Source organism: Proteiniphilum acetatigenes DSM 18083, assembly GCF_000380985.1.
In the GTDB taxonomy this organism is placed as follows: domain Bacteria; phylum Bacteroidota; class Bacteroidia; order Bacteroidales; family Dysgonomonadaceae; genus Proteiniphilum; species Proteiniphilum acetatigenes.
This window is the reverse complement of sequence record NZ_KB905711.1, coordinates 19,159-43,619: the sequence shown is the minus strand read 5'-3', so window position 1 is coordinate 43,619 and position 24,461 is coordinate 19,159. Positions and strand designations below refer to the sequence as shown.

Sequence of the window (24,461 nt, the reverse complement as noted above, 5' to 3'; positions counted from 1 at the left end):
TACGATTTTTTTTATTTTAAAAACTATCTTGTATTTTTGCCATTCATAACAAAACAGGTTATCACCTTACCGTTTATCAGGCAGGGAATAAATTAAAGAATGGATTCTCAAACTAACAGGAACAGAGGGAACGGCTGGGCTTTGCTCCCTTTCGTACTTTTCTTTATACTTTACGCCATCACGTACGCTATCACACGTGACCTACGCAATATGCCCGTCTCAGTGGCTTTTACAATAGCTACCGCCGTCGCCATTCTTTCTGTGCGGCAGACTCCTTTCCCGGAGCGGTTACGTATCTTCTCAAAAGGTGCCGGTAATGAAACTATCATGCTCATGGTGGTTATCTTCATCCTTGCCGGCGCTTTTTCTGCCATTGCCGGTTCAATGGGAGCTGTAGACGCTACCGTAAACCTGATCCTTTATACCATGCCGCCACAGGCCATCATGGCAGGATTGTTCGTAGCGGCATGTGTGATCTCCATCTTCATGGGACGTGATATTACCGTCACCGACAAAGTGGCTTTCGACAGTGCCGACTGGATAAAGGTAATCCCCTATCTCGTCGTATTGATCACTGCATTGGCAGGTGTGGATGTGATTATCGTCCTCCTGACCGGAATAATACTTTCGTCATTTTTCGGATTGATCTCTCCCGATTTTTCAATATGGGATCTGACGTTATCAGCGAGAACAGGTATTGTCTCGGATATGGGTGAACTTATCATAGTCACTATTATGGCAGGCGGAGTTTTCGAAGTTATCAAATACAACAAAGGGATCGATTGGCTTATCCATATACTCACGCGCAAAATATCGTCAAAACGTGGTGCAGAATTCTCCATTGCCGGTTTGGTGATGTTCACCAACTTCTGCACCGCCAACAATACTATCGCCTGTATCATCACCGGTCCGATTGCCAAAGATATCAGTAACCGTTTCGAACTCGACAACCGCAAAACGGCCAGCCTGATGGATACCTTCTCCTGCTTTGTGCAAGGTATGATCCCTTACGGCGCACAATTACTCATTGCCGCCGGAATAGCGAATATCAATCCTGTAGAAATCGTCCCCAGGCTTTACTATCCCTTCCTGATCGGTATAGCCGCTACTATTGCCATTGCAGTGCGTTATCCAAAACGCTATTCTTAAAAACCTCGGTGCTGCATATTCCCGTAGATTGTGTCGGAATGAAGTATCAGGTCGACGTACTGTGCCCTCTTGTAGATTAGCAGATTGTCGTTTTTATTGAGTACACTGTCCGAAAGTTTTCCCCTGAACTGATCCAAAGTATCGTAACCTTTCCTTTCCATCCATTCCTCAATCTCACGGATCATTCCTGTGATCTGTTTCATCCCATGTCTGTAGACAGCGCTTACCACCTGTACACAGGTTGCACCGGAGAGGATCAGCTTGATCACATCATCCCCGTTGAAGACACCCCTGCTACCACATACAGCAGCATTCACACGGCCGTAGAGCATTCCGGCGATACGCAACGACTGTTTGTAATCACCCTTTTTACTCAGGTTAAATGCTCTTCTGTGACTCTCCTTCTCAATATCGATATCAGGCTGAAAGAAAGAATTAAAAAGCACCATTCCGTCCACGCCCGCTTCATCGAGACGTTTCGCGAAGTGAAGAATATTGGTATAGTCGGAACTGAGTTTTACACTCACCGGTATGGACAGTTGTTTTTTTATCTCAGTAACCATCGCTATCTGTCGATTTTCGATTTCTGCCGCATCAAGGTCGAACTGCGTGGGTGTCTGATAAAGGTTGAGTTCTATTCCGTCCACTCCGGTCTCTTCGATCAGGCGTGCATAGCGGAACCAGGATGATTCGTTCACGGCATTCAGACTGGCTATCACCGGTACGGAAAGACTTTCTTTCGCATTGCGGATCTTTACCAAGTAATACTCGATCTCGGAACGATCGATATCAGGGTGAAGCGAAGTCATCTCGGCATGGATATCGTTATACTCGTCCTTCAACTCGTCGAATTGCAGATCTTCCAACTGTATCTGTTCTTCAAAGAGTGTTTTATAGACTATAGCCGCGGCTCCCGCCTGCTCGGCTTTTTTCAGTGAATCGATCTCAGATGACAGTTCTGATGCCCCCAGTATGACCGGGTTCTTGAGCGGAATGCCCATGTAGGATGTTTCCAGGTTCTTCATACGACTATATTTTTTATATATTAATTTCTCACGATCAATGCCAAAATATCAGCTTCTGTCTTTATATTAATCCTCATGGCCGGTTCAGACACAGGATTCCCGGCATAACAGTTTATAAAAATTCACCTCAATACCGGTTTAGCATACAAGACAAAGTTACATTTTTTTCACGAAAGAACCACATCGGAACGTAAAAATATCGTTGTTAAGCATCTTCCAAGAGTTACTGTGGCTGTATTACGGTATCGGAAATTTTTCATGTAATGCAATCAACTCAAATCAACTCACATGATGCCTTGTAAATTTCTTTACGGATATGCGTGTGCAGGGTCTCATCATCCCAATATTCGGATTTCAACTTAAAAAGGTCGATTGATTTTTTCAACCGTGATGAAATAAATTCATTGATGAAACATTGCAGGCAGTTAAAGGTTGTTTCCATATCACTATCTCTGAAATGATTTATTGCAAAATAAGGATAAAAGAGAAAATATAGGCAAGTGGAACGGGAAAAGAGTGGCTTATGGTTAATGTTGTTTAAATCTTATGTATCGTTTTCTTTGATGCCCCTTTGGCGTCCCAGAAAAAGTAAAACGGCTGTAAATCAATTAATTTACAGCCGTTTTTGGTACTCGGAGCGGGACTTGAACCCGCACAACCGTAATGGTCACAAGATTTTAAGTCTTGCGTGTCTACCATTCCACCATCCGAGCGCACCTTGAGCGGAAGACGGGACTCGAACCCGCGACCCTAACCTTGGCAAGGTTATGCTCTACCAACTGAGCTACTTCCGCAATAATATTTAGTTCTTTTTACCGGATCCGCTGGTCCGGTACTCCTTGCCAAGGTTAGTTTACACTTTCCTTTTGGGGCAAGGTTTCGTAATAATATTTAGAACAAAAAGTAAAGAATAGGAACAAAGATCATTAACGCATTAAAAACTCTGCCCTTTTTTGCGACTGCAAATGTAAATATGTTTCTCCGTATTTCAAAGCAATACGGAGAATTTTTACAAGCAGAATTTAATTTATCTTGTTCATACCGCCCTAAACACCTGTTTCTATCGTTTCCCGTACAGCATCCTGGGTCAGTTTCTTGGCATAACTGATAAAGAATCCGGTGAGTAACAGGTTCAAACACATAGCCAAAACCGAGACAATCAGCAAAACACCTCCCAATTGATATCCGATCGCGATAAATAATACTCCGGCACCTACCTCTCCACGGGTAAACATACCCACTGAAACGGCAAGTCTTTCGCCAATCTTGCGATCCCGATAAAAAAGTAATGGAAAGAGCTTTCCTATATTGGAAATCAGAGTTACCAAAACGACATGCAGGGCAATCACTCCCCAGGAAGGTATCGGTATGCGGGAAATTATAGAGGACGACTGCTCCGCAACTGTACCGAAGTCGACTCCAAGAAACAAAGGCATACTCATCCCAACCAATAACATAAAGAGGTAAGATATAGAATTTCCTACCCTTTCACTTTTCAGATCGGGTACAGCATTATGGTCACCTTTCATAATCATCCCCAGGACAAAAGCCGGAAGAAGAATCTCTATATGAATACTGCCGTCACCGCCGAAGAAATAGGTCGACACCCGGTAAAGGGCTTCAATCATGACATACATTATAACAGAGTACAACAATATCGATTTCCAGTCCTGACGGAGATTGTAGGTATTCATCTTTTTCCAACCTACCCAAATCAATACAACAGCCACAATCAGTATCACGAACATCTGCCAACGCATCCCGATCATCAGTATCTGCAAAGGGATCATCAGCAGGATAGTGTCCAAATCATCGAAAATAGCCAGTACCTGTACCTTTTTATATACCCATGTATGCTTTAATCCGGCAGCGATCAGCATCGTAAACAAAATGCCTGCCGAAGTAGGTGCTGCAAAACGGCTCAACAGGAATGTTTCTTTCCATGCATCTCCATCACCCCAAATTCGCATCTCGGGGGGCGCCACAAAAAAAAGATAATAAAGCGCTACCAAAATCCATGGAAAAGCAGCAGCTCCCATAGCCACCAGATAATCTTTGCTGTAGGATCGCCACTGTTTTTTATTTATTTCAAACTCGCGCCCAACATTGATCATGATAAACGCCAGGGAAATATACAACAGTGCATCTAAGAAGATCTTGAAGGAATAGAAATTATCCCCTAAAAGATGAGGGACAAGCTGTGATAAAATAAGGCCGGTAACCAGCAGGAAAGAGAAAATATAAACTTTTTTCATTAGTAGAACTTATTAGGGGTATAACAGAAAAATAAGTAAAAAGAATTATACCCGTGAAAATTAGGGTGCAAAGGTAGTAAAAAAAATCGAATTACCACCACCATAATGGCAGCAGATCAAAAAGAGGAGTGTTTTTTTATCAAAAATAATATTAAATTCCCTGAGGTTAATTTACTACCCGGTAACTGCCATCCTGCAACGGTAATACATTGTACCGTTGCAAGGGCTCCGTTGAAGGCCCCGACTCCACACTGCCGAGACCGAACATAGTGACAAAAACGGAACCGCATGAGACGCATTTCACCTTACCGTTATATCCCCCATTCTCTTCATAATCGGGGGTTACAACTATCCCTTTGCTGTCTTCATGAGGACAGCAGAGATCAAAGGCGTGCAGATCCCCTCTTGCATCGGAGACGACCAACACTCCGGCATAGCCAAAACGATCGGAAGGAAGACGTCGTTCTTCTTCCGTAAAGATTTTATATGTGTGTGGATTATTCAATATAGGGTCATAACTATTCGGGTCGACCCTGAAATTGACCGATGCAAAAGGAACAGTCTGCCGGGGCGCTTCTTCCCCACAGGACAACACAAGCAGGATAATGACCGAAAGGGTAAGTGCGAATCGTTTCATAGCGTAGCTCCGTCAAGGATCGCATCGATCCGTTCCAGTTCTTCCTGCGTAAAAGAGGTATTCTCCAATGCCTTCAGATTATCCCTCAATTGCGCTACATTCCGTGCCCCCACGATAAGAGAAGTAACCCTTTTGTCTCTCAACGCCCATGCCAGGGCCATCTCCGCCATGGTCTGTCCACGCTGTACGGCCACCTCATTCAACAGCCTCACCTTATCGACAAGGAATGGAGTTACCTGCTCTTTCTGCAGAAAACCGGAAGGATCGGCCGCACGTGAATCTTCGGGAATACCGTTCAGATATTTATCGGTAAGGAGACCTTGCGCCAACGGGGAAAAAGCAATAAATCCGGAGCCGAATTCTTCGGTAATATTCAGAATATCCTTTTCAGGCAGACGATTGAACATACTGTATTTATCCTGAAAGATAAAACAGGGGACATCTCTCTCTTTCAGATAGTTCATCGCAACACGCGCCTGTACGGGAGGATATTTGGACAGGCCTACGTAAAGCGCCTTTCCCTGGCGCACAATATCTACCAGCGCCTGCATCGTCTCCTCTACCGGTGTATTGGGATCGTAACGATGCGAATAGAAGATATCGAAATATTCCAGTCCTGTCCGTTTGAGACTCTGATTGATGCTGGCCATAAGATATTTCCTCGACGAGCCGTCGCCATAAGGTCCTTCCCACATCAGATGTCCTGCTTTGGATGAGATGATCATCTGGTCACGATGGGAAGAGAGGTTCTCATTCAGTATTTTCCCGAAGTTCGACTCTGCCGAACCGGGAGGCGGTCCGTAATTATTTGCCAGGTCGAAATGGGTTATACCCTGCTCAAAAGCATGGATAATCATTTCACGTGCCGTCTTATAATCATCGGCAAATCCGAAATTATGCCAAAGTCCCAGCGATATTTTAGGGAGTTGCACGCCGCTGTCTCCACAATAAGAATAGTGCATCATATCTGTTTTAATATTAAGGATTAAAAATATATCACTGCATTTTCTTTTCAATCTCAGCTTCCGAGATCACGCTGATAACTGTCTGCCCGTCGGGAGTATAGGTAGGAAAGGGAGATGCAAATAGCTGACTCACGATAAGCAACATCTCCTCCGTAGTCAACGTATTCCCATAAGGAATAGCAGTTAGATTGGCAAGCGAAAGTGCTATCGATTCCTGAATTTCCGATTTTACGTCACTCCCTGTCTCCATACTTTTACCGATCATGGAACGGATCAGTGCGGCAGGAGCAGCATTTTCAATTTCAGAAGGAACGGCCTGTATGGCAAAACTGTGATTACCCAGATCGCTCAATTCAAAACCCAACGCCTCCAAATCTTCCATGATGGAGGGCAGGGCAGCCGCTTCGGAAGCCGAGAGGTCCAGCACCTCGGGGAATAATACCCGTTGGGAAATTCCTCTTTTGTTCCTTATCTGTTCCAGGTATTTATCGAAGAGGATACGCACATGCGCCCTATGTTGATCGATAATCATCAGTCCCGATTTCACCGAGGTGAGTATATATTTCTGTTTATATTGATAATGCTCGGGAAAAAGCTCAGTTTCAGGTAAATTACGATCGCTCCCCGCCGGCTTGAACAGGGTAGCGGGGGTACCGCTCTCTATCTCGTCAACCAATTCCTTCTCTTTTTCGAATCCTTTGTAAAGCTGCTCCCAACCAAAAGCAGGCGCTTTCGGTTTCGGAATTTCAGTACGGTGACTGTGAAAAGGATTATAACCGGGATCCACGTTCACCTTCGGCATCGATGAGGCGTGGGAAGGGTTGTAAATCGGTATTTCGGGTGCATCATCCCTGTCGAAGTCGATTGTAGGGATTGCATTGAATTTTCCCAGCGACTCTTTTACGGTCACCATCAGTATCTGCCAGAGCGCCTGTTCGTTCTCAAACTTCACCTCGGTCTTTGTAGGGTGAATATTCACATCAATTGTATCAGGATCGACCTGAAAATAGATGTAGTAACCCGGTTTCTCGTTGGCGGCAATAAGTGGCTCAAATGCGGTAGTGACCGCACGGTGGAAGTAGGGATGCCTGATATACCGGTTATTCACGAAAAAGAACTGATTTACTTTTCCCTTCCTGGCAAATTCGGGCCGGGCTATATAACCGTAAATCTTTCCAAGCGTAGTTTCTTCATTGATTTCGATCAACTGCTGGTTCATATTTTTCCCTTCTATCTGAACGATACGCTGTCTCAATCCTGTTTTAGGCAGATGAAGCGTTTCCACTCCATTTTCAATCAGAGTGAACTCCACATCAGGATTGACAAGTACGATACGCTCGAATTCCGTAAAAATATTCCGGCGTTCGGTTTCGTTGGATTTCAGGAACTTTCTCCTGGCCGGCACATTGAAGAAAATATTCTTCACAGTGATGGAAGTTCCGGTGGCAGCAGCGACCATCTCCTGCTTCTCGACTTTTGATCCGGAAATGACCAGCAATGACCCCAATTCATCTTCTTCCCTCCGACTCTTCACTTCAATATGGGAAATTGCGGCAATAGAAGGGAGGGCTTCCCCCCGGAATCCCATCGTGGTAAGGGAAAACAGATCGTCGGCACTCCGTATCTTGGAGGTTGCATGACGTTCGAAAGCCATTCGCAGATCAGTGGAAGACATCCCTTTGCCATTATCTATTACCTGAATAAAGGTACGTCCGGCGTCCTTTACACTGAGAATGATATGTGTAGCACCAGCGTCGAGCGAGTTCTCGATCAGTTCCTTCACTACTGATGCGGGGCGCTGTATTACCTCACCCGCAGCAATTTGGTTGGCAATGGAATCCGGAAGGAGATGAATGATGTCAGGCATAGTGTATATCTGTGCTATCTATCGTAAAAACCAGAAGAAGAAGATCGCGAAAAGAACCACCAGAATAATGATTAGCAATCCATTATTGGCAAAAAAAGAATTTCTCCCGGAACTCTCCCTCTCTTTACGTTTTTTCAGATGACGTGTTTGAGAAACAAATTCCGCCTTAAAATCTTTCTTTTCGGCTGTTTTTTCTTCCGGCAGTACACCCATCTCTCTTTTGACCTTCTCGATCCGATCCTGCAAGTTCTTCCTGCGTTCCTCCTCTTCCGGATTGTAAAGGATAGGCGTATAATTGAATTTACGCGGCTTTCGGTTATTGTAAAAAAAGAAAATACCCATAATAAGCTGCTGTTTGGTTTATACAAATATAATGAAAGTTGAGAGGTAAGCCAAGTTTACTTGAATGTTTTCGATAAGCAAGCACAGAGGCAAAACAAGTTTTGACTATGTCGAGCGTAGAAAACAACTAACTTGTTGAGATTTTCCGAGATGCATCTTATATTATGAAACGAGCATGATAATCGTTATCACACAAAATCATGATTAAAAGCGAGTTCCATACGATACATTTGAAAATCAATAATTTTAATCGTATGAAAATATATAAAATAGACTGACAAATCACGCAGGATTAGAGTGTGATATCTTCTCTCTCAAAACGCCCCCGACGGGGTTCGGTAGCTTCGGAGCTACGCCGTTCGTTACTGCGGAATATATCATCGGGGTCAGTAGGACGCAAATAATCGAGCCAGACAAATTCTTTCAGTCGAGTCTCTTCGGGTTTTAACAGGGGCAAAGGAGTCATAACACCTGAAGTGGCTGAATATGTTTTTAACTTTGTAATCTGGTTATTTTCCGTATCTATTTCCAGGTAAGCGCTCTCCATCCTGTTCAGCCCGATGAGGGTACTATCTTCCTGTACCGCATAATATAACGTTACGGCATCCCCTTCTACCAAGACATGATAGAGTTCCCCGCCGCGAAAGAAAGCAGTCATATCTCTTCCACTCAATTGATTGAACTGATCCTCTTCTATTCTCTTCTGAATAGCCAATGCATAATCCCTCACAATGGCTTTTTCGATGGTAGAATCATTCAGAAAAATATCGATCCGATTCCCCAATATCTGATTATTATCACTCCATACTACGGGATCACCAATCATATAGAGCATAGAGTCGGCCGAAGCGTAGTGCAACGAGTCGCACACACCCTGAAGATCGGAGCGGTAGAACCTCACATCATAGAAAGCCTTTACCTCGCGATATATCGAATCGGTTTTCATGATGAGCGTATCACCGTGCACAAACAGGCTGTCACCCTGAGAGTAGTCAATGGCATATGCCCTGTCGGTAGCCATCCCGTACTCCGTTTTTTCGTCATAGTAACCGTAATTCCCCCGTAGGATAGCCTTTTGTGCCCTGTCCTCGAGGAACATATCGCCAAAGACCTCTCCCAAACCCGTTTGACGGTTATAGAGAATGGTGTCGCCGATAAGCACTTTTGTTCCGTCATTGCTATACACTTCCGAACGATCCAATAATTTGGAATCATCGGTCACAGTGTTATACCACCCCTTGCTTGTATGTACATAACCGCTGTCCGATACAATACGCGAAGGGCCGAGGATATCGGCAAATTTCGATTCGGTATTATATTTCAGCGTATCGGCGTAAATGATATAATCTTCATTGACCAGTTTCACACTGTCACTGAACAGCGCCTCCTTGGTCTCAGGGCTATATTGCCCCCAGTAAGAGGTCAACTCGTTCTCCTCGTCTACCAGCATCCCTCCATCAAAGTAATATCCGAGATTGGCTGCCCGGTCATAATCAAGGCTGTCAGTAAAGAGCGTGGCGGTACGATCCTCCATCCGTATATTGTCACGAAGCCGGGCCAAGCGGATATTTCCATCGTAGTGCAGGTAATCACCATACACAAAGATGGTGTCCCCCTGCTCCATCCTTACATTACTGAATGCTTCAAACGAGTTGGCTTGCTGATAGAGGTAAGCACTATCGCAATACATGAACGCTCCCTCATGATAGAAGATCACATTACCCGTAAAGATCTGCGCATCCAATCCGTCTCTTTTACTCAACAGATCAGCCTGCCTCATTTCCACAATCTCGACAGGCGGCTCTCCGACAGACCGCTGCACGGGTGGTTGCTGTGCATAAGCCGACATTATAATGAGCGAAAGCAGGCCCGACAGGAATTTGCTTCCCCGGAAAGAATGCGAGCGTTGTTTCTCCATTGTTATAAGAAAGCCGTTACTTTAACCAATCCTGATATTTATACTCGCATCCCTGCCATTGCGGGTCTATGCGAACATAGGTTTTCCTGATCTTGTCCTGTAGCCATTCATCCACAAGCTTTTGCTGTTTGGCATTCTCAGCCATTTGTTTGATAATTTGGTAATCGTTATTGATATTGGCCCTATGCCCTTCGTTACGGTCGGTAATTTTAATGACAGCTGCCACCTCGCGCCCTTTGTCATTCATCATAATAAACGGTTCGGACACCTCTCCTTTTGCCATCTCTCCCGCAATCTTTGCAATATCCTGATTCAACTCGTTCAGTGCAAAACGGGGCGTACCGGCATTGGGGCTTCTGGGAGTATTGTTCACCATGATCCCCCTGTTATTCCGGGTATCTTTATCGGCAGAGAGATAAGTGGCCGCATCATCGAACGTGATCTTTTTGGCCGTGATCCCTGTCCTGATGGAATCGAGGCGGATCAGCGCCGTGTCGAGAGATACCTGGGGAGCCTTGGGCTTCAGCAATATGTGGCGGAAATTCCCCATATCGTTTCTCCGCTCGATTAACTGGATAATATGAAACCCATACTCTGTTTCCACAACATTCGATACTTTTTGCGGATCATTCAGCGCGAAGGCCACATTGGCAAATTCAGGAGATAAGGTAGAGCGGCTCATAAAACCGAGTTCTCCTCCCCTCAGTGCACTTCCCGGATCTTCGGAATGAAGCAATGCCAGTGTAGAAAAGGTATTCTTTCCACTGGTTATCTGTTCCGTAAAATTACGCAGTTGGGCTTTCACCCTATCGATTTCCTCCAATGGAATTTCCGGTTCCACAGTAATAATTTGTACTTCTAAAGTAGTCGGAATAAAGGGCAAGCTATCCTGCGGAAGGCTGTTATAGTACTTCCGGATTTCGGAAGGAGTCAATTGTACGTTCCCAAAATGTTTCTGCTGTACTCCTTCTATAAGCTGCTGCTCACGAATCTGTTCACGCATGTCTTCCCGGATTGCAGTAATACTTTTACCCCAATACTCTTCTAATCTCTCTACTGAACCAACGGAAGCAATGTATTCATTGATCATATACTCAAGTGAACGGGTCACCTGTGATTCCTGTACCGTAATACTGTCCAATTTCGCCTGATCGAGAAACAGTTTTCTGATAGCCAACTGCTCGGGAATAAAACAATAGGGATCACCTTCAATACGCTGATTCTGCATCAGGATCTCTTTGCGGTATTCTTCCACTTCTGATTTCAGGATAGCTTCATCGCCTACCACCCATACGATTTCATCGATCACATTATTTTGGGCAAACATCAGACCAGAAGCGAATAACAACACTATAAGAGAAAACAATATCTTCACTGAATATTTCATACTTGTTGATTTACCGATTTGCTGATTTACCGATTTGCTGATTATAATTATCACATCAATAAATCATCACATCATCACATTAAAATACTGATGTAAAAGTAATGATAATCCCCTTAGTAGCAAAATAGTTTGATGGTTAAAAGTAGTTATAAAGGATTGACGGTTATAAAACAGGCAGAGACGCCGTTAGGGCGCCTCTGCAATGAGATGTCTAAAAAAGACTGCTTATCCAATCGCGGCCTGTGCTGCGGCTAAGCGTGCAATAGGTACACGGAACGGTGAACAGGAAACATAGTTCAGTCCCACCGTATGGCAGAATTTCACTGACGACGGTTCGCCCCCGTGCTCTCCACAAATACCGCACTTAAGGGTGGGTCTGACTTCACGTCCTTTCTGCACAGCCATACTTACAAGCTGTCCTACTCCATTTTGGTCGAGTACCGCAAACGGATCATGTTTCAGGATTCCCTTATCCAGATACATCGGCAGGAATTTAGCCACGTCGTCACGGCTATAACCGAAGGTCATTTGCGTAAGGTCGTTCGTTCCGAATGAGAAGAAATCGGCCTCTCTGGCAATCTTATGCGCCGTAAGTGCTGCACGAGGTATCTCAATCATCGTACCGATCTTATACTCTACCGAATCGTTCTTTTCTGCAAATACTTTTTGGATAGTATTCTCGATGATGTCTTTCTGGGCTTTGAACTCATGGACGATACCGGTGAGGGGAACCATGATTTCAGGACAAGCGGTAATACCTTCTTCCTTCAGCTCAATGGCCACTTCCATTATGGCACGGGCCTGCATCTCGGTGATCTCAGGATAGAGGTTTCCAAGGCGGCAACCACGCAATCCGAGCATCGGGTTTGATTCGAGCAATCCTTCCACCCGTTCGTGAATATCTTTGTAAGAGATTCCCATTACCCTGGCCATTTCCATCTGCCCTTTTTCATCGTGGGGGACAAACTCGTGCAATGGCGGATCGAGCAGGCGAACAGTAACGGGCAGGCCGTCCATCGCCCTGAAAATTCCGGCAAAATCCTTTTTCTGCAATGGGAGCAGTTTCTCCAACGCTTTCCTACGCCCCTCTTCATCTTTTGCGAGGATCATCTCCCTCATGGGAATGATCTTATCTTCTTCAAAGAACATATGTTCCGTACGGCACAAACCAATACCTCTAGCTCCAAAATCGCGGGCCACTTTGGCATCACGCGGGGTATCGGCATTAGTTCTCACATCCATACGGGCATATTTATCGGCGATCTCCATCAATTCGTTGAAATCGGCATCCAGTTCAGCATCCTGGGTTTCTATTCTACCTTCATATACAAGACCGGTGGAACCGTTCAATGATATCCAGTCTCCCTCTTTCAGCTCCTTGCCGTTAATGGTCATGGTACGTTCTTTATAATTGATCACCACATTGTTGGCAGCCGAAACACAACATTTACCCATTCCCCTTGCCACTACGGCTGCGTGGGAAGTCATTCCGCCGCGTGCAGTAAGGATTCCCTGCGCAGTAGCCATACCACGTAAATCTTCGGGCGATGTTTCAATACGGCAAAGGATCACTTGTTTACCTTGCTTACTCCATTCTTCGGCCTCATCGGCATGAAATACCACCTGACCGGTAGCAGCTCCCGGGGAAGCAGGCAGACCATTGGTCAGCGGTTTTGCCTTAGCCAACAATTTCTTATCGAAAACAGGATGGAGCAACTCATCCAACTTTTCAGCGTCACACCGTTTAAGTGCAGTTTTTTCATCAATATATCCCTGGTGGAGCATATCAATAGCGATTTTCACCATCGCAGCACCGGTACGTTTTCCACTACGGGTCTGCAATAACCAGAGTTTTCCGTCCTGGATGGTGAATTCAAGGTCCTGCATATCCTTGAAATAATCCTCCAGCTTCTGCTGAACTTCAATCAACTCCTGTGCACATGCGGGAAGCGCTTCTTCGAGCGAGGGATATTTTGCAGCACGCTCCTCTTCGGAAATACCCTGCAGTTTTGCCCAACGACGGGATCCCTCGGTAGTGATCTGCTGAGGTGTGCGTACTCCGGCCACCACATCTTCACCCTGTGCATCGATCAGGTATTCACCGTTGAAGATATCTTCTCCTGTGGCTGCATCGCGGGTGAAAGCAACTCCCGTACCGGAAGTCTTACCCATATTCCCATATACCATAGCCTGCACATTGACGGCAGTACCCCACTCTTCGGGGAAGTTATTCATCTTGCGGTAGAGGATCGCACGTTCGTTCATCCAACTGTCGAATACTGCGCACACGGCTCCCCATAACTGATCCCAGGGATCTACCGGAAAATCGTTACCGGTATTTTCTTTTACAGCTGCCTTGAATTTTTTGACAAGTTCTTTCAGGTCGTCGGTGGTAAGATCGGTATCCAATTCTATTCCTTTAGACTCCTTCACTTCATCCATAATCTCTTCGAAAGGATCGATATCTTCTTTACTCTGGGGCTTCATTCCCAATACCACATCCCCATACATCTGCACAAAACGGCGATAGGAATCCCAGGCAAAACGCTCATTACCCGACTTTCTGGCAATTCCCTCCACGGCATCATCATTCAGGCCAAGATTTAACACGGTGTCCATCATTCCGGGCATGGATACACGCGAGCCGGAACGGACAGATACCAGACAGGGGTTCTCCTTGTCTCCGAACTTTGTTCCTGTCAGTTCTTCAATTTGGGCTACTGCTTGCTCAACTTCCTCTTTCAGGAGACCTACCACATAATCTCTACCCAATTCGTTATATTCCGTACAGACTTCAGTAGTAATAGTGAAACCCGGAGGAACGGGAACGCCAATTAAATTCATTTCTGCAAGATTCGCACCCTTCCCGCCAAGCAGGTTTTTCATATCTGCCCGCCCTTCAGCTGCACCGTTTCCAAAGGTATAAACTCTCTTTTTTTTCATTTTGATGTTAAGTTATGACAAGTAAATGTTAAAATTTTATTATTATTTTTATTTTATCCGGCAAATATAGCAATTTATCTAAAATATAAGTCATTATGACATATTACTTTTCTCTATAGGGCATTATATTACATCTCTTGTATGGAATCAGGTTGAAAAGAATTCATGGAATCCGGGACCGGAAGCCTCGCAGAATCAGGATTTAACGGTTCTCCATCCAGAGTATCCAACCCCACCTTTAAAGTGTCTGTTTCTAAAACGGCTGACTGTATATCTCCGAAAAATATATTGTATAATTGAATATGAGGTATTACACCTGTCGAATCCTGCAGGTGTACAAAACCCCTTATTTCGGTGATCGTATCTCCCGGAATATACTTTGATCCGGTGAGTTCGTAAGTTTTATTTTCCCTTATTTTCTGGAACCGGTAGATGGTAGTATCTGAATAAACCATTGTAAGCAATGATGTAAAGGAGGATGAAAACCGGGGTGGGATTCCTATTGTACTGAAAGTAAACAGAAAATCATCTCCGGTAACTTTGGAAGAAATTTCTGAGGAATCCAGGCGGAACCGGAGTCCTCTTTTTGCATCAGGCATCGAGAATATATAAACAGGAGGCAGGTAAGAGGGTGGCAGTAGTGCGGGATCAATCTGTTGCCCCTGAGTCTGCTGTGCCACCATAGCATCAATTTCTTGCCGGGCACGCTGCAGGCGAGCCTTTACCGAGTCATTCATTTTCAGATAGAGATCGATTCTGTCAGAATACCATGACAACGAGGTATCCCACTGCGCCTGAGTAGTTTTATGTAACTGAAATATCTTATTGATATACGCTTCTTTCTTCTCGGGAGTGTTGAAATTCTGATAGTCGTTTTCCATGGTGGCCTCGGCGATATACACATCATACATCAGCCGTTCCATCTGTTTTCTGTTCAATACCTCCTTGGGACGGTTCTGACAGGAGTAGGCCAGTCCGCCTAATAGAATGAACAGGAACAAATATGCAACACTCTTTCTAATCTTCACTTCCGAATTGCTGATCTTGTTTTTCTTTTTCCAGTCTTTCACGCTCACTCTTCGAGAGCAATGAATAGGATAATGTTCTTCTGTAAAAAAGCAGTATCAGGATGACACCTACCGTAATAGCGGAGTCGGCAATATTAAAGATAAACCGGAAGAAAAGGAATTCCTCTCCCCCCAGAAAGGGCACCCAATCCGGATATGTCCCGCTGACTATGGGAAAGTAAAGCATATCTACGACTCTGCCGTGAAGCAGGGAAGCATATCCTTCACCCCAAGGTACAAAGGAAGCGACATGTCCCGGATAGCTTGCTTCAAAAATGACACCATAGAAGATACTGTCTATGATATTTCCCGAGGCACCGGCCAGGATCAGCGCCACACAGGCAATAAATCCGGCTCCGTAGCTCTGCTTTATCAGCCGCGACAAATAAATAACAATAAAAACAACAGCAATGATACGGAAAAGCGAGAGAAACAATTTTCCTCCCGCCTCAATACCGAATGCCATCCCGTTATTCTCCACAAAATAGATCTTAAACCAGTCGAAAACATCAATGGCATCATACAAACCCATATGTGTTTTTACCCATATTTTAGAAAGTTGATCGACAAGGAGCACTGCCACAACAACGGCAATAGCAATCCATCTATTTCGTACACTTTTCTTCATACGTTTCTCTTTATTTTACGGGCATAATAAACCCGGAAGAAGCATTGCCCCTCCCTTCAACTTTCACAGATACCAACCTCGTCTTCATCGGGGAAGTGATTACTTTTTCTTTTGCGACTTGGCCTCGATACTCAATGTGGCATGGGGCACAGCGCGAAGACGTTCTTTCGGAATCAGTTTACCGGTTTCACGACATATGCCATAAGTTCCGTTCTCAATGCGCACCATGGCAGCCTGAAGATTCTGGATAAACTTCATCTGACGTTGTGCCAGCCTTCCCGCTTCTTCTTTGGAGAGGGTAGACGCACCTTCCTCCAATACTTTATAGGTAGGAGAAGTATCCACCGTATCGTTTCCGTCGGCATTGGTGACAGCAGCACGGTAATTTTCATACTCCTGTTTGGCTATCTGCAATTTCTCATTAATGATAGCTCGGAATTCTTCCAATTCCTCGTCTGAATATCTCGTCTTTTCGCTCATAATAGTTCATTATTTATTTTTTGCAAATATACGCATAAATCACATAATTCTCAACTGTTTCTTACAATGCTGATAGTGAGTGTTTCATCATCGATCTCTATCACATCTTCAAGAGGTTCACTCACTATGATGATTTCATCGGCCAACACCTGATTTTTAATATAAGCGGCATTATGGATGACGGCCTCGTCAAACGCAGGATTTGGCGAAAGTCTGATGGTGATGCGGTCAGTGATCTCAAACTCCTTCGCTTTGCGCAGGTTTTGTATTCTGTTCACCAACTCGCGGGCAATTCCCTCTTCCCTGAGTTCACCGGTAAGCGTAACATCCAGTGCTATTGTCAATCGCCCTTCGTTGGCCACCAGCCACCCCGGAATATCTTCAGAGATGATTTCCACATCATCGAGCGTCACAACAGCCTCCTGTCCCTCAACAGTCAAACTGAAACGGGTATTTTTTTCCAGTTCCTGTATTTCTTCAGGGGTCATACCCTGTATCCGCGGTGCAAGCTGTTTCATTATTTTACCGTAGCGCGGACCCAGCTTTTTGAAATCGGGCTTCACCCGTTTCACTAATATCTCGCTTGCAGTATCGACGTACTGTAACTCTTTCACATTCACCTCACTGAGGATCAACGACTCTACAGCCTGGATATTTCTTTTCTGCTGCTCATCTACAACGGGGATCATAATCTTGGAGAGCGGCTGGCGCACCTTGATATTTACCTTCCGGCGCAATGAGAGCACTATGGATGAAGCAGTCTGGGCAAGATACATCTGTTCTTCGAGTTGCTTGTCGATAAACGAGTCGTCCCACAACGGGAAGTCAGCCAGATGTACTGATTCAAACGCTTCATCACCCGTAGCCGAAGTCAGGTCGAGATAGAGCCGGTCGGCATAAAAGGGAGCGATAGGTGCCATCAGCTTTGCCACGGTCACCAGGCATTGATACAGCGTCTGGTAGGCTGACAACTTATCATCGGCCATCTCTCCTCCCCAGAAACGTTTACGATTGAGGCGTACATACCAGTTGCTGAGATGATCGTTCACGAAATCGGCAATAGCACGTCCCGCTTTGGTAGGTTCGTATGCCTCATAACTTTGATCGACCTCTTTTATCAGCGAATGTAACATCGACAGAATCCAACGGTCGATCTCGGGCCGTTCGTCGAGGGCAATCCGCTGATATTGATCGCGGAAATCATCCACATTGGCATATAATACAAAGAACGAATAAGTGTTATAGAGTGTCCCGAAAAATTTACGACGTGCCTCTTCCACTCCTTCTATATCGAATTTCAGATTCTCCCATGGAGCAGCATTGGTGATCATATACCAGCGTAGCGGGTCGGAACCATGCCGTTCTATCGTTTCAAACGGATCTACCGCGTTACCCAGCCGCTTCGACATTTTATTGCCGTTCTTATCGAGCACCAACCCGTTGGATACCACATTTTTAAAAGCCACGCTTTCTTTTACCATCGAAGCGATGGCGTGCAGGGTATAGAACCATCCGCGTGTCTGGTCTACTCCCTCCGCAATAAAATCGGCAGGAAATATTTTTTGAAAATCATCTTCTGCAATATGAGGATAAAATACCTGTGCAAAAGGCATAGCACCACTGTCGAACCAGACGTCGATCAGGTCCGTCTCACGCTTCATCGGCTTGCCGCTGTCCGACACCAATACGATATCATCCACATACGGACGGTGCAGGTCTATCTTATCATAGTCCGGTTCCTGCCCCTCTTCCAGATTCAGGCCGCTCCAAGGCAGCGCTTTCATCACACCGGCATCCATTGCCTTACGTATCTCTTCAAAGAGTTCTTTTACGGAACCGATACATTTTTCCTCTTTTCCGTCCTCGGTACGCCATACCGGGAGGGGCGTACCCCAATACCGGCTACGACTCAGATTCCAGTCCTGCAGGTTCTCGAGCCATTTTCCAAAACGCCCGGTACCGGTAGACTGCGGCTTCCAGTTAATGGTCTCATTGAGTTCTATCATCTTATCACGACACGCCGTAGTTCGGATAAACCAGCTATCCAGCGGATAGTACAATACCGGTTTATCAGTCCGCCAGCAATGCGGATAATTATGGATCTGCTTCTCTATACGGAAGGCACGGTTCTGTTGTTTGAGCATCACCGAGAGATCCACATCTAGCGTGGCATCATCATCGGTAAGCGAATCATCATATGCATTCTTCACATACCTACCCGCATACTCTCCGTAGAGATCGATATTCACACTCTGCTGCACAAATTCGGGGTCGAGGTCTTCGATACGGAAATATTTTCCGGTGAGGTCGACCATTGGCCGGAGATTTCCCTCTTTGTCGGTAAGGGTTAAGCCAGGCACATCGTTCTCTTTCCCCACTTTCGCGTCATCCGCACCGAAGGTAGGCGCTATATGCACAATACCTGTACCGTCCTCCGTGGTCACAAAATCGCCCGTCACCACTTTTAATCCGTTGTCCGACACCTTCACCCAGGGAATAAGTTGCTCATACGCTATGCCCGCGAGTTCGGCACCTTTCCACTCTTTATCGAGTATGCGGAAAGGAATATTCTTGTCGCCTGGCTTATAATCATCCAACGAAAGTTCAGCGTTTTTCGCGGGGAAATAGGTATTCAGCAGGTTTTTAGCCAGCACGGCAGTCATCGGCCTGCCACTGTAAGGATTATAGGTCTGCACCGCCACATAATCGATCTTGGGTCCTACAGCGAGCAGTACGTTGGAGGGTAGAGTCCAGGGCGTAGTGGTCCACGCCAGGAAGAACGGCTCCCCGAATTCAGTCCATTCCGGCAGCGGATTCTTTATTAAGAACTGAGCTGTACAGGTCGTATCTTTTACGTCGCGGTAACATCCCGGCTGATTCAGTTCATGTGTACTGAGGCCTGTACCGGCCGCGGGCGAGTATGGTTGTATGGTGTATCCCTTATAGAGATATCCTTTTTCGTATAAATCTTTCAGGAGATACCACAGGGTTTCGATATAACGGTTGTCATAAGTGATATAGGGATCGTTCATATCCACCCAATATCCCATCTTCCGGGTAAGGTCTTCCCACTCCCGGGTATATTTCATTACTTCGGTACGGCACGCCGCATTGTATTCTTCGACCGATATTTTTTTACCGATATCCTCCTTGGTAATTCCCAGCGATTTCTCCACACCCAGTTCCACGGGTAGTCCGTGCGTATCCCATCCCGCTTTCCGGTTGACCAGAAAACCTTTCATGGTTTTATAACGACAGAAAATATCTTTAATGGAACGTGCAATCACATGATGGATGCCCGGCATCCCGTTAGCCGAGGGTGGCCCTTCGTAAAATACAAACGGCGTATGTCCCTTCCGCGTCTCCAGACTTTTCCTGAAAACCTCTTTTTCATCCCAGGCTTTCAACATCTCCCTGTTTATTGCCGAGAGGTCTAAATGGCTGTATTCCGGAAATTTCTTATTCATTGTCAATGAAATTTATACCACACAAAAATTAAGGTGCAAAGGTAACAATAAATTGAGAAACGGCAATCGAAACCCCATGACAAAAATATTGCTCCACGGAGGATGAGAGATAGAGTTGTAACGAAATAAACAGGCTATTAATCGTGCTTTTCTTTTTTTAAATCATCGATTTGTGCAAGCAGCCGCTGGTTGGTTTCATGGAGATGTTTGTTTTCATTGATCTGAGCACCAAGTTGAACGGATAATTCCCCAATTCTTTCTATTAAATCAGCAATATTTATCGATCGGATATATTGTTCCTCTTTTTCATTCAATTCATCGTTATATTTCAGCATAGGACCGTCTCCGGGCAGAAACCAAGCCGGATTCAAATCATGATAAATATCTAATATATCTCTCAGTTTATCTACACCCAAACTCTTTCCACTATCTAAAAAACCTACCGACAAACCCGTTTTTATATAAAATTTATTTTTGCTAATTCCTTTATATTTAAGGTATTCTAATATTTTTTGCTTATCGGTCATGATTTTTATCTTTAAAAATTTGGATAATATAGATAATTATCTCTATATTTGCAGTGTGAATACTCACCACGTCTTCAAAGGTAGATATAATTGTAAAAAATCTAAGAATATGGAAGCAAAAAAATTATCACCGCCTAAATTACCCCCGATTTTGCCGCACGGCTGGAAAAAAGAAGTCGCCCTGACGCTGGGCATCCATCCGAATACCGTCAGTCGCGCCTTGCGTTCCCAAAAAGGGATAACCTATCTAAAGATCGTAAAGGCTGCTGTAGCAAAATATGGAGAAAAAACGGAGATCGGATAACAATACAACAAAGAAAATCAAAACGAATGGAATAATACTCTATTGATAATAAAATCTAATTCAATGAGATTGAAAACATATGGATTAATTCTATCAAAAAAACACTCGATCCCGCTCCAGGAATGGAATGTTAAGTAACTTATTCTTCATTTTCTCTTCACGGGTCCTTAACATTATTAGTCTTTCTTTGCGGTCGAATTTCAATAATCAGTTATTTTATTAAAAGTTTATTCAACATGACAGAAAAACAAATGACATCAAAAAACATGTTACGTGTGAATCTACTCGCAGCCTGCTTTTTATTCTGGTGTACGGTGTATTCGCAAAACGTAATATTAAGAGGCACGGTAAAAGATGCAAATAACCAGCCTCTTATTGGGGTAAATGTGGTAGAAAAGGGTACCACTAACGGTACCATTACCGATATCGACGGGAATTACACCTTGTCTGCGCCTTCCGGAGCAACCATCGTTTTTTCATATATTGGCTTTGCTACACAGGAAGTCCAATGGGATGGGCAATCCGTCTTAAACATGGTATTACAGGAAGATGCGGAACTTCTGGATGAAGTGGTGGTAGTCGGATACGGAACTTCAAAAAAAGTAAACCTCACAGGGGCTGTAGAACAGGTAACCAGTGAGGTTTTTGAAAACAGGCCGGTGAACAATATGACCCAGGCGTTGGTGGGTGTTATACCTAATCTAAATATACAATTAAGCGATGGAAAACCCACTCAATCACCTTCATACAATGTCCGTGGTACAACCTCTATCGGTCAGGGAGGCAGCGCCCTGGTCCTGGTGGATGGCGTAGAGGGAGACCCCCGTATGCTCAACCCGAATGATATTGAAAGTGTTTCGGTATTAAAAGATGCGGCTTCCGCTTCAATTTACGGGGCAAGAGCCGCATTCGGCGTAGTGCTGATTACGACAAAATCAGCATCCAAAGGAAGAACATCATTGAATTATACCGGGAATTTCACCTCCAAACGGCCTACAACGGTTCCGGACAACATCACAGATTCCTATCCATGGGCAAAATCATTCAGTGATGCGTGGGCTAACTGGAACGATAACGGAAATACGCCCACTGCCATCAACAAGACAATGTCATTTTCACCTGCTTATCTGGAGGAGATCAAAAGAAGGTGGGAAGACCCGTCTCTTCCCCGGATTGAAGTGAATCCTGTTACGGGCGCATATGAATATTATTATAGTACGGATTGGTACAAAGAGCTTTACAAGGATAGTTTTTTTGCACAGGATCACAACATATCCATGTCCGGCGGAAATGATCTTGCTTCATTTTATCTGAGCGGACGCTATAATGGAGAGGACGGGTTGTATAAATATAATACCGATAAGTATTCAATGTATAATCTGAGAGGGAGAGGCAACATACAGATATTTAAATGGTTGAACATCGATAATAATGTAGAGTATTCCTCTATGAAATACCGGCAGCCTGTCAATGTGGGTGAAGGATCCAATATATGGCGCAACATGGCGGACGAAGCCCATCCTTTGGCACCGCTTACCAATCCGGACGGGACCTTATCATTTCCTGCCGCGTATACCTTAGGGGACAGGTATCTGGGAAAAAACGGCGCGGATCTGCATCAGAACATAATAAAGAATAAAACCGCATTGGAAGCTGTTTTTCTCGATAAAAGCTTAACGCTGCGTGCGGATTTTACTTTCCAGAATACGGAGTACGGCCACCAGCAGGTAAGGGTACAGGTTCCGTACAGCCGCTATGAAGGCCAGACCGGGTATACCGGAACCAACACCAATGATTTGCAGGAACGTCGCAGCACAACGGATTACCTGGCTACAAACGTGTATGCCAATTATATCAAATCATTTGAGCAAAAACATAACTTCGAATTTCTTGCCGGGTTCAACTATGAACAATCCGTATATAAAAACGTGACCATGACCCGGAACGGAATCGTTTACGAAGATGCCAGGGATATTAATCTTTCATTGGGGAATAATATCACCACATCAGGCGGATACAGTAAATGGCGGATTGCAGGCAGCTTCTTCCGGATAAATTATAATTTTATGGAGCGCTACCTGCTGGAGGTAAACGGTCGTTACGACGGTTCATCAAAATTCCCCAGCAACCAGCAATGGGCTTTCTTTCCTTCCATATCTGCCGGATGGAGATTATCGGAAGAATCTTTCTGGCAAGTGGATCCAAATGCAATTTCAAATGTAAAATTCAGGATATCTTACGGTTCGTTGGGTAACGGATCGATCAGCCCTTATACATTTACAGAAAACTTCGGGATCAGCCAATCCGGCCGGATACTAGGGGATACACGTCCTCAACGTACCGCCCAGCCCGGGGTGATACCTAATTCCCTGACATGGGAGACTGCCACGACGGGAAACATAGGATTGGATATAAACGCGTTAAACAACCGCTTATCATTTACCGGCGATATTTACAGACGATGGACGGATGACATGTATACCGTGGGACCCAGCGTGCCTGCTATTTTCGGTACCAGCGTCCCCAAAGGCAACTACGGAGCACTGGAGACCACAGGCTGGGAAATATCCTTACACTGGACAGACAGATTCATACTGGGAGGAAAGCCGTTCAACTACAGTGTCAGGGCAACATTGGCAGACTCGAAGTCGGTTATCACAGACTATTATAATCCCGATAAAAACCTTACGGACTATTATATCGGCCAGACAATCGGGGAAATATGGGGATACCGGGTAGAAGGCCTGTTCCAATCGGAAGAGGAGATTGCCAATTCACCCTCTCAATCCAATATCCTGGCTCACAATACCCGAAGAAACTATGTAGGTGATTTAAAGTTCAGGAATCTCAATGGAGATGATGAGATTTATCACGGTTTGAATCGCGCGGATGATTCCGGCGACAAAACAATTATCGGCAATAACTCCGCCCGGTATGTTTACGGATTTAATCTGGGCGCCGACTGGAATCGCTTTTTCCTGACGGCCTTCTTTCAGGGTGTGGGTAAACAGCAGTGGTATCCTTCCAGAGAGGCTCGCTTTTGGGGACAATACAATCGTCCTTACAACGCTTATCCCCGCTGGCAGGAAGATCAACAATTCCGTCCGGAGCTGCAAAACTTCGATGCTTACCTGCCGCTTATATCGGGTTATACCGCTCAGAATGCAAACGGTCAGTTAGCCCTTCCCAATGACCGGTACCTGCAGAATGTAGCATATATAAGATTGAAAACCCTTCATTTCGGATATACGCTCCCTACCGGTATCTCTTCAAAGATCCAGGCGAATGATATAAAAATTTACCTCTCCGGGGAAAACTTATGGACATGGTCGCCTCTCTATAAAATTACGCGGGACACGGATGTTACAAACATCTGGGGTGCCGGTACTCAACTAACCGGACTCAACAGTGATGATAGACGGACTGATGGCGACGGTTACAATTATCCTACACTACAATCAATCTCTTTAGGTTTATCTATCAACTTTTAAAACAGAGTA

At 44.9% G+C, this 24,461-nt stretch carries 18 protein-coding genes and 2 tRNA genes; 3 read left to right on the top strand and 17 right to left on the bottom strand.

Going from position 1 to position 24,461, the window contains the following annotated elements; genetic code table 11:
• Nucleotides 1–99 precede the first annotated feature (99 nt).
• Nucleotides 100–1,149, top strand: a complete 1,050-nt coding sequence (locus tag F597_RS0118485; protein ID WP_019541240.1) for a Na+/H+ antiporter NhaC family protein — start codon at nucleotides 100–102, stop codon at nucleotides 1,147–1,149.
• On the opposite strand, the gene F597_RS0118480 is transcribed toward F597_RS0118485, so the two are convergent.
• From F597_RS0118480 to F597_RS21825, 17 genes are all read right to left on the bottom strand, one after another.
• A complete protein-coding gene (locus tag F597_RS0118480) occupies nucleotides 1,146–2,174 on the bottom strand; it encodes a dihydroorotate dehydrogenase-like protein (protein ID WP_019541239.1) in 1,029 nt (342 codons plus the stop codon). The genes F597_RS0118485 and F597_RS0118480 overlap by 4 nt on opposite strands.
• Before the next feature lie 274 nt (nucleotides 2,175–2,448).
• Nucleotides 2,449–2,616, bottom strand: coding sequence for a hypothetical protein (locus F597_RS22640; protein ID WP_019541238.1), 168 nt, complete (start codon nucleotides 2,614–2,616; stop codon nucleotides 2,449–2,451).
• 184 nt (nucleotides 2,617–2,800) lie between these two features.
• Nucleotides 2,801–2,887: transfer RNA gene (locus F597_RS0118470), tRNA-Leu, on the bottom strand.
• 8 nt (nucleotides 2,888–2,895) lie between these two features.
• Nucleotides 2,896–2,968, bottom strand: a tRNA-Gly gene (locus tag F597_RS0118465).
• A gap of 252 nt (nucleotides 2,969–3,220) precedes the next feature.
• The gene (locus F597_RS0118460) at nucleotides 3,221–4,429 is read right to left on the bottom strand and encodes a cation:proton antiporter (protein WP_019541237.1); all 1,209 of its coding nucleotides are present in this window, start codon (nucleotides 4,427–4,429) and stop codon (nucleotides 3,221–3,223) included.
• Between the two features lie 166 nt (nucleotides 4,430–4,595).
• Nucleotides 4,596–5,066, bottom strand: a complete 471-nt coding sequence (locus tag F597_RS21245; protein WP_019541236.1) for a Rieske 2Fe-2S domain-containing protein — start codon at nucleotides 5,064–5,066, stop codon at nucleotides 4,596–4,598.
• On the bottom strand, nucleotides 5,063–6,031 hold the full coding sequence (locus F597_RS0118450; protein WP_019541235.1) for an aldo/keto reductase: 969 nt from the start codon (nucleotides 6,029–6,031) through the stop codon (nucleotides 5,063–5,065). The genes F597_RS21245 and F597_RS0118450 overlap by 4 nt, the downstream gene beginning before the upstream one ends.
• A gap of 31 nt (nucleotides 6,032–6,062) precedes the next feature.
• A complete protein-coding gene (mutL, locus tag F597_RS0118445) occupies nucleotides 6,063–7,898 on the bottom strand; it encodes a DNA mismatch repair endonuclease MutL (protein ID WP_019541234.1) in 1,836 nt (611 codons plus the stop codon).
• Between the two features lie 18 nt (nucleotides 7,899–7,916).
• A complete protein-coding gene (locus F597_RS0118440; protein ID WP_019541233.1) occupies nucleotides 7,917–8,240 on the bottom strand; it encodes a hypothetical protein in 324 nt (107 codons plus the stop codon).
• A gap of 292 nt (nucleotides 8,241–8,532) precedes the next feature.
• Nucleotides 8,533–10,158: an OstA-like protein gene (locus tag F597_RS0118435; RefSeq protein WP_019541232.1), complete on the bottom strand. Its 1,626-nt coding sequence runs from the start codon at nucleotides 10,156–10,158 to the stop codon at nucleotides 8,533–8,535.
• A gap of 16 nt (nucleotides 10,159–10,174) precedes the next feature.
• Nucleotides 10,175–11,545, bottom strand: a complete 1,371-nt coding sequence (locus F597_RS0118430; protein WP_019541231.1) for a peptidylprolyl isomerase — start codon at nucleotides 11,543–11,545, stop codon at nucleotides 10,175–10,177.
• 225 nt (nucleotides 11,546–11,770) lie between these two features.
• A complete protein-coding gene (gene ppdK, locus F597_RS0118425) occupies nucleotides 11,771–14,488 on the bottom strand; it encodes a pyruvate, phosphate dikinase (protein WP_019541230.1) in 2,718 nt (905 codons plus the stop codon).
• 128 nt (nucleotides 14,489–14,616) lie between these two features.
• Nucleotides 14,617–15,516, bottom strand: a complete 900-nt coding sequence (locus F597_RS0118420) for a DUF4296 domain-containing protein (RefSeq protein WP_019541229.1) — start codon at nucleotides 15,514–15,516, stop codon at nucleotides 14,617–14,619.
• Nucleotides 15,506–16,183: a lipoprotein signal peptidase gene (locus F597_RS0118415; RefSeq protein ID WP_019541228.1), complete on the bottom strand. Its 678-nt coding sequence runs from the start codon at nucleotides 16,181–16,183 to the stop codon at nucleotides 15,506–15,508. Before F597_RS0118415 ends, F597_RS0118420 begins: the two co-directional genes overlap by 11 nt.
• A gap of 99 nt (nucleotides 16,184–16,282) precedes the next feature.
• Nucleotides 16,283–16,663, bottom strand: coding sequence for a TraR/DksA family transcriptional regulator (locus F597_RS0118410; protein WP_019541227.1), 381 nt, complete (start codon nucleotides 16,661–16,663; stop codon nucleotides 16,283–16,285).
• Between the two features lie 50 nt (nucleotides 16,664–16,713).
• Nucleotides 16,714–20,130, bottom strand: a complete 3,417-nt coding sequence (ileS, locus tag F597_RS0118405) for an isoleucine--tRNA ligase (protein ID WP_019541226.1) — start codon at nucleotides 20,128–20,130, stop codon at nucleotides 16,714–16,716.
• Nucleotides 20,131–20,267: 137 nt separating this feature from the next.
• Complete coding sequence (locus F597_RS21825; protein WP_019541225.1) at nucleotides 20,268–20,657, bottom strand: hypothetical protein; 390 nt, start codon at nucleotides 20,655–20,657, stop codon at nucleotides 20,268–20,270.
• A gap of 109 nt (nucleotides 20,658–20,766) precedes the next feature.
• Between F597_RS21825 and F597_RS0118395 the strand changes: the two genes are divergently transcribed.
• Together F597_RS0118395 and F597_RS0118390 are read left to right on the top strand one after the other, a co-directional pair.
• Entirely contained in the window at nucleotides 20,767–20,961 is a 195-nt protein-coding gene (locus F597_RS0118395) for a helix-turn-helix domain-containing protein (RefSeq protein ID WP_019541224.1), read from the top strand.
• A 251-nt stretch (nucleotides 20,962–21,212) separates the two neighbouring features.
• Nucleotides 21,213–24,452 carry a SusC/RagA family TonB-linked outer membrane protein gene (locus F597_RS0118390; RefSeq protein WP_019541223.1) on the top strand — a complete coding sequence of 1,080 codons (3,240 nt, stop codon included), beginning with the start codon at nucleotides 21,213–21,215 and terminating at the stop codon, nucleotides 24,450–24,452.
• Nucleotides 24,453–24,461: the final 9 nt, after the last annotated feature.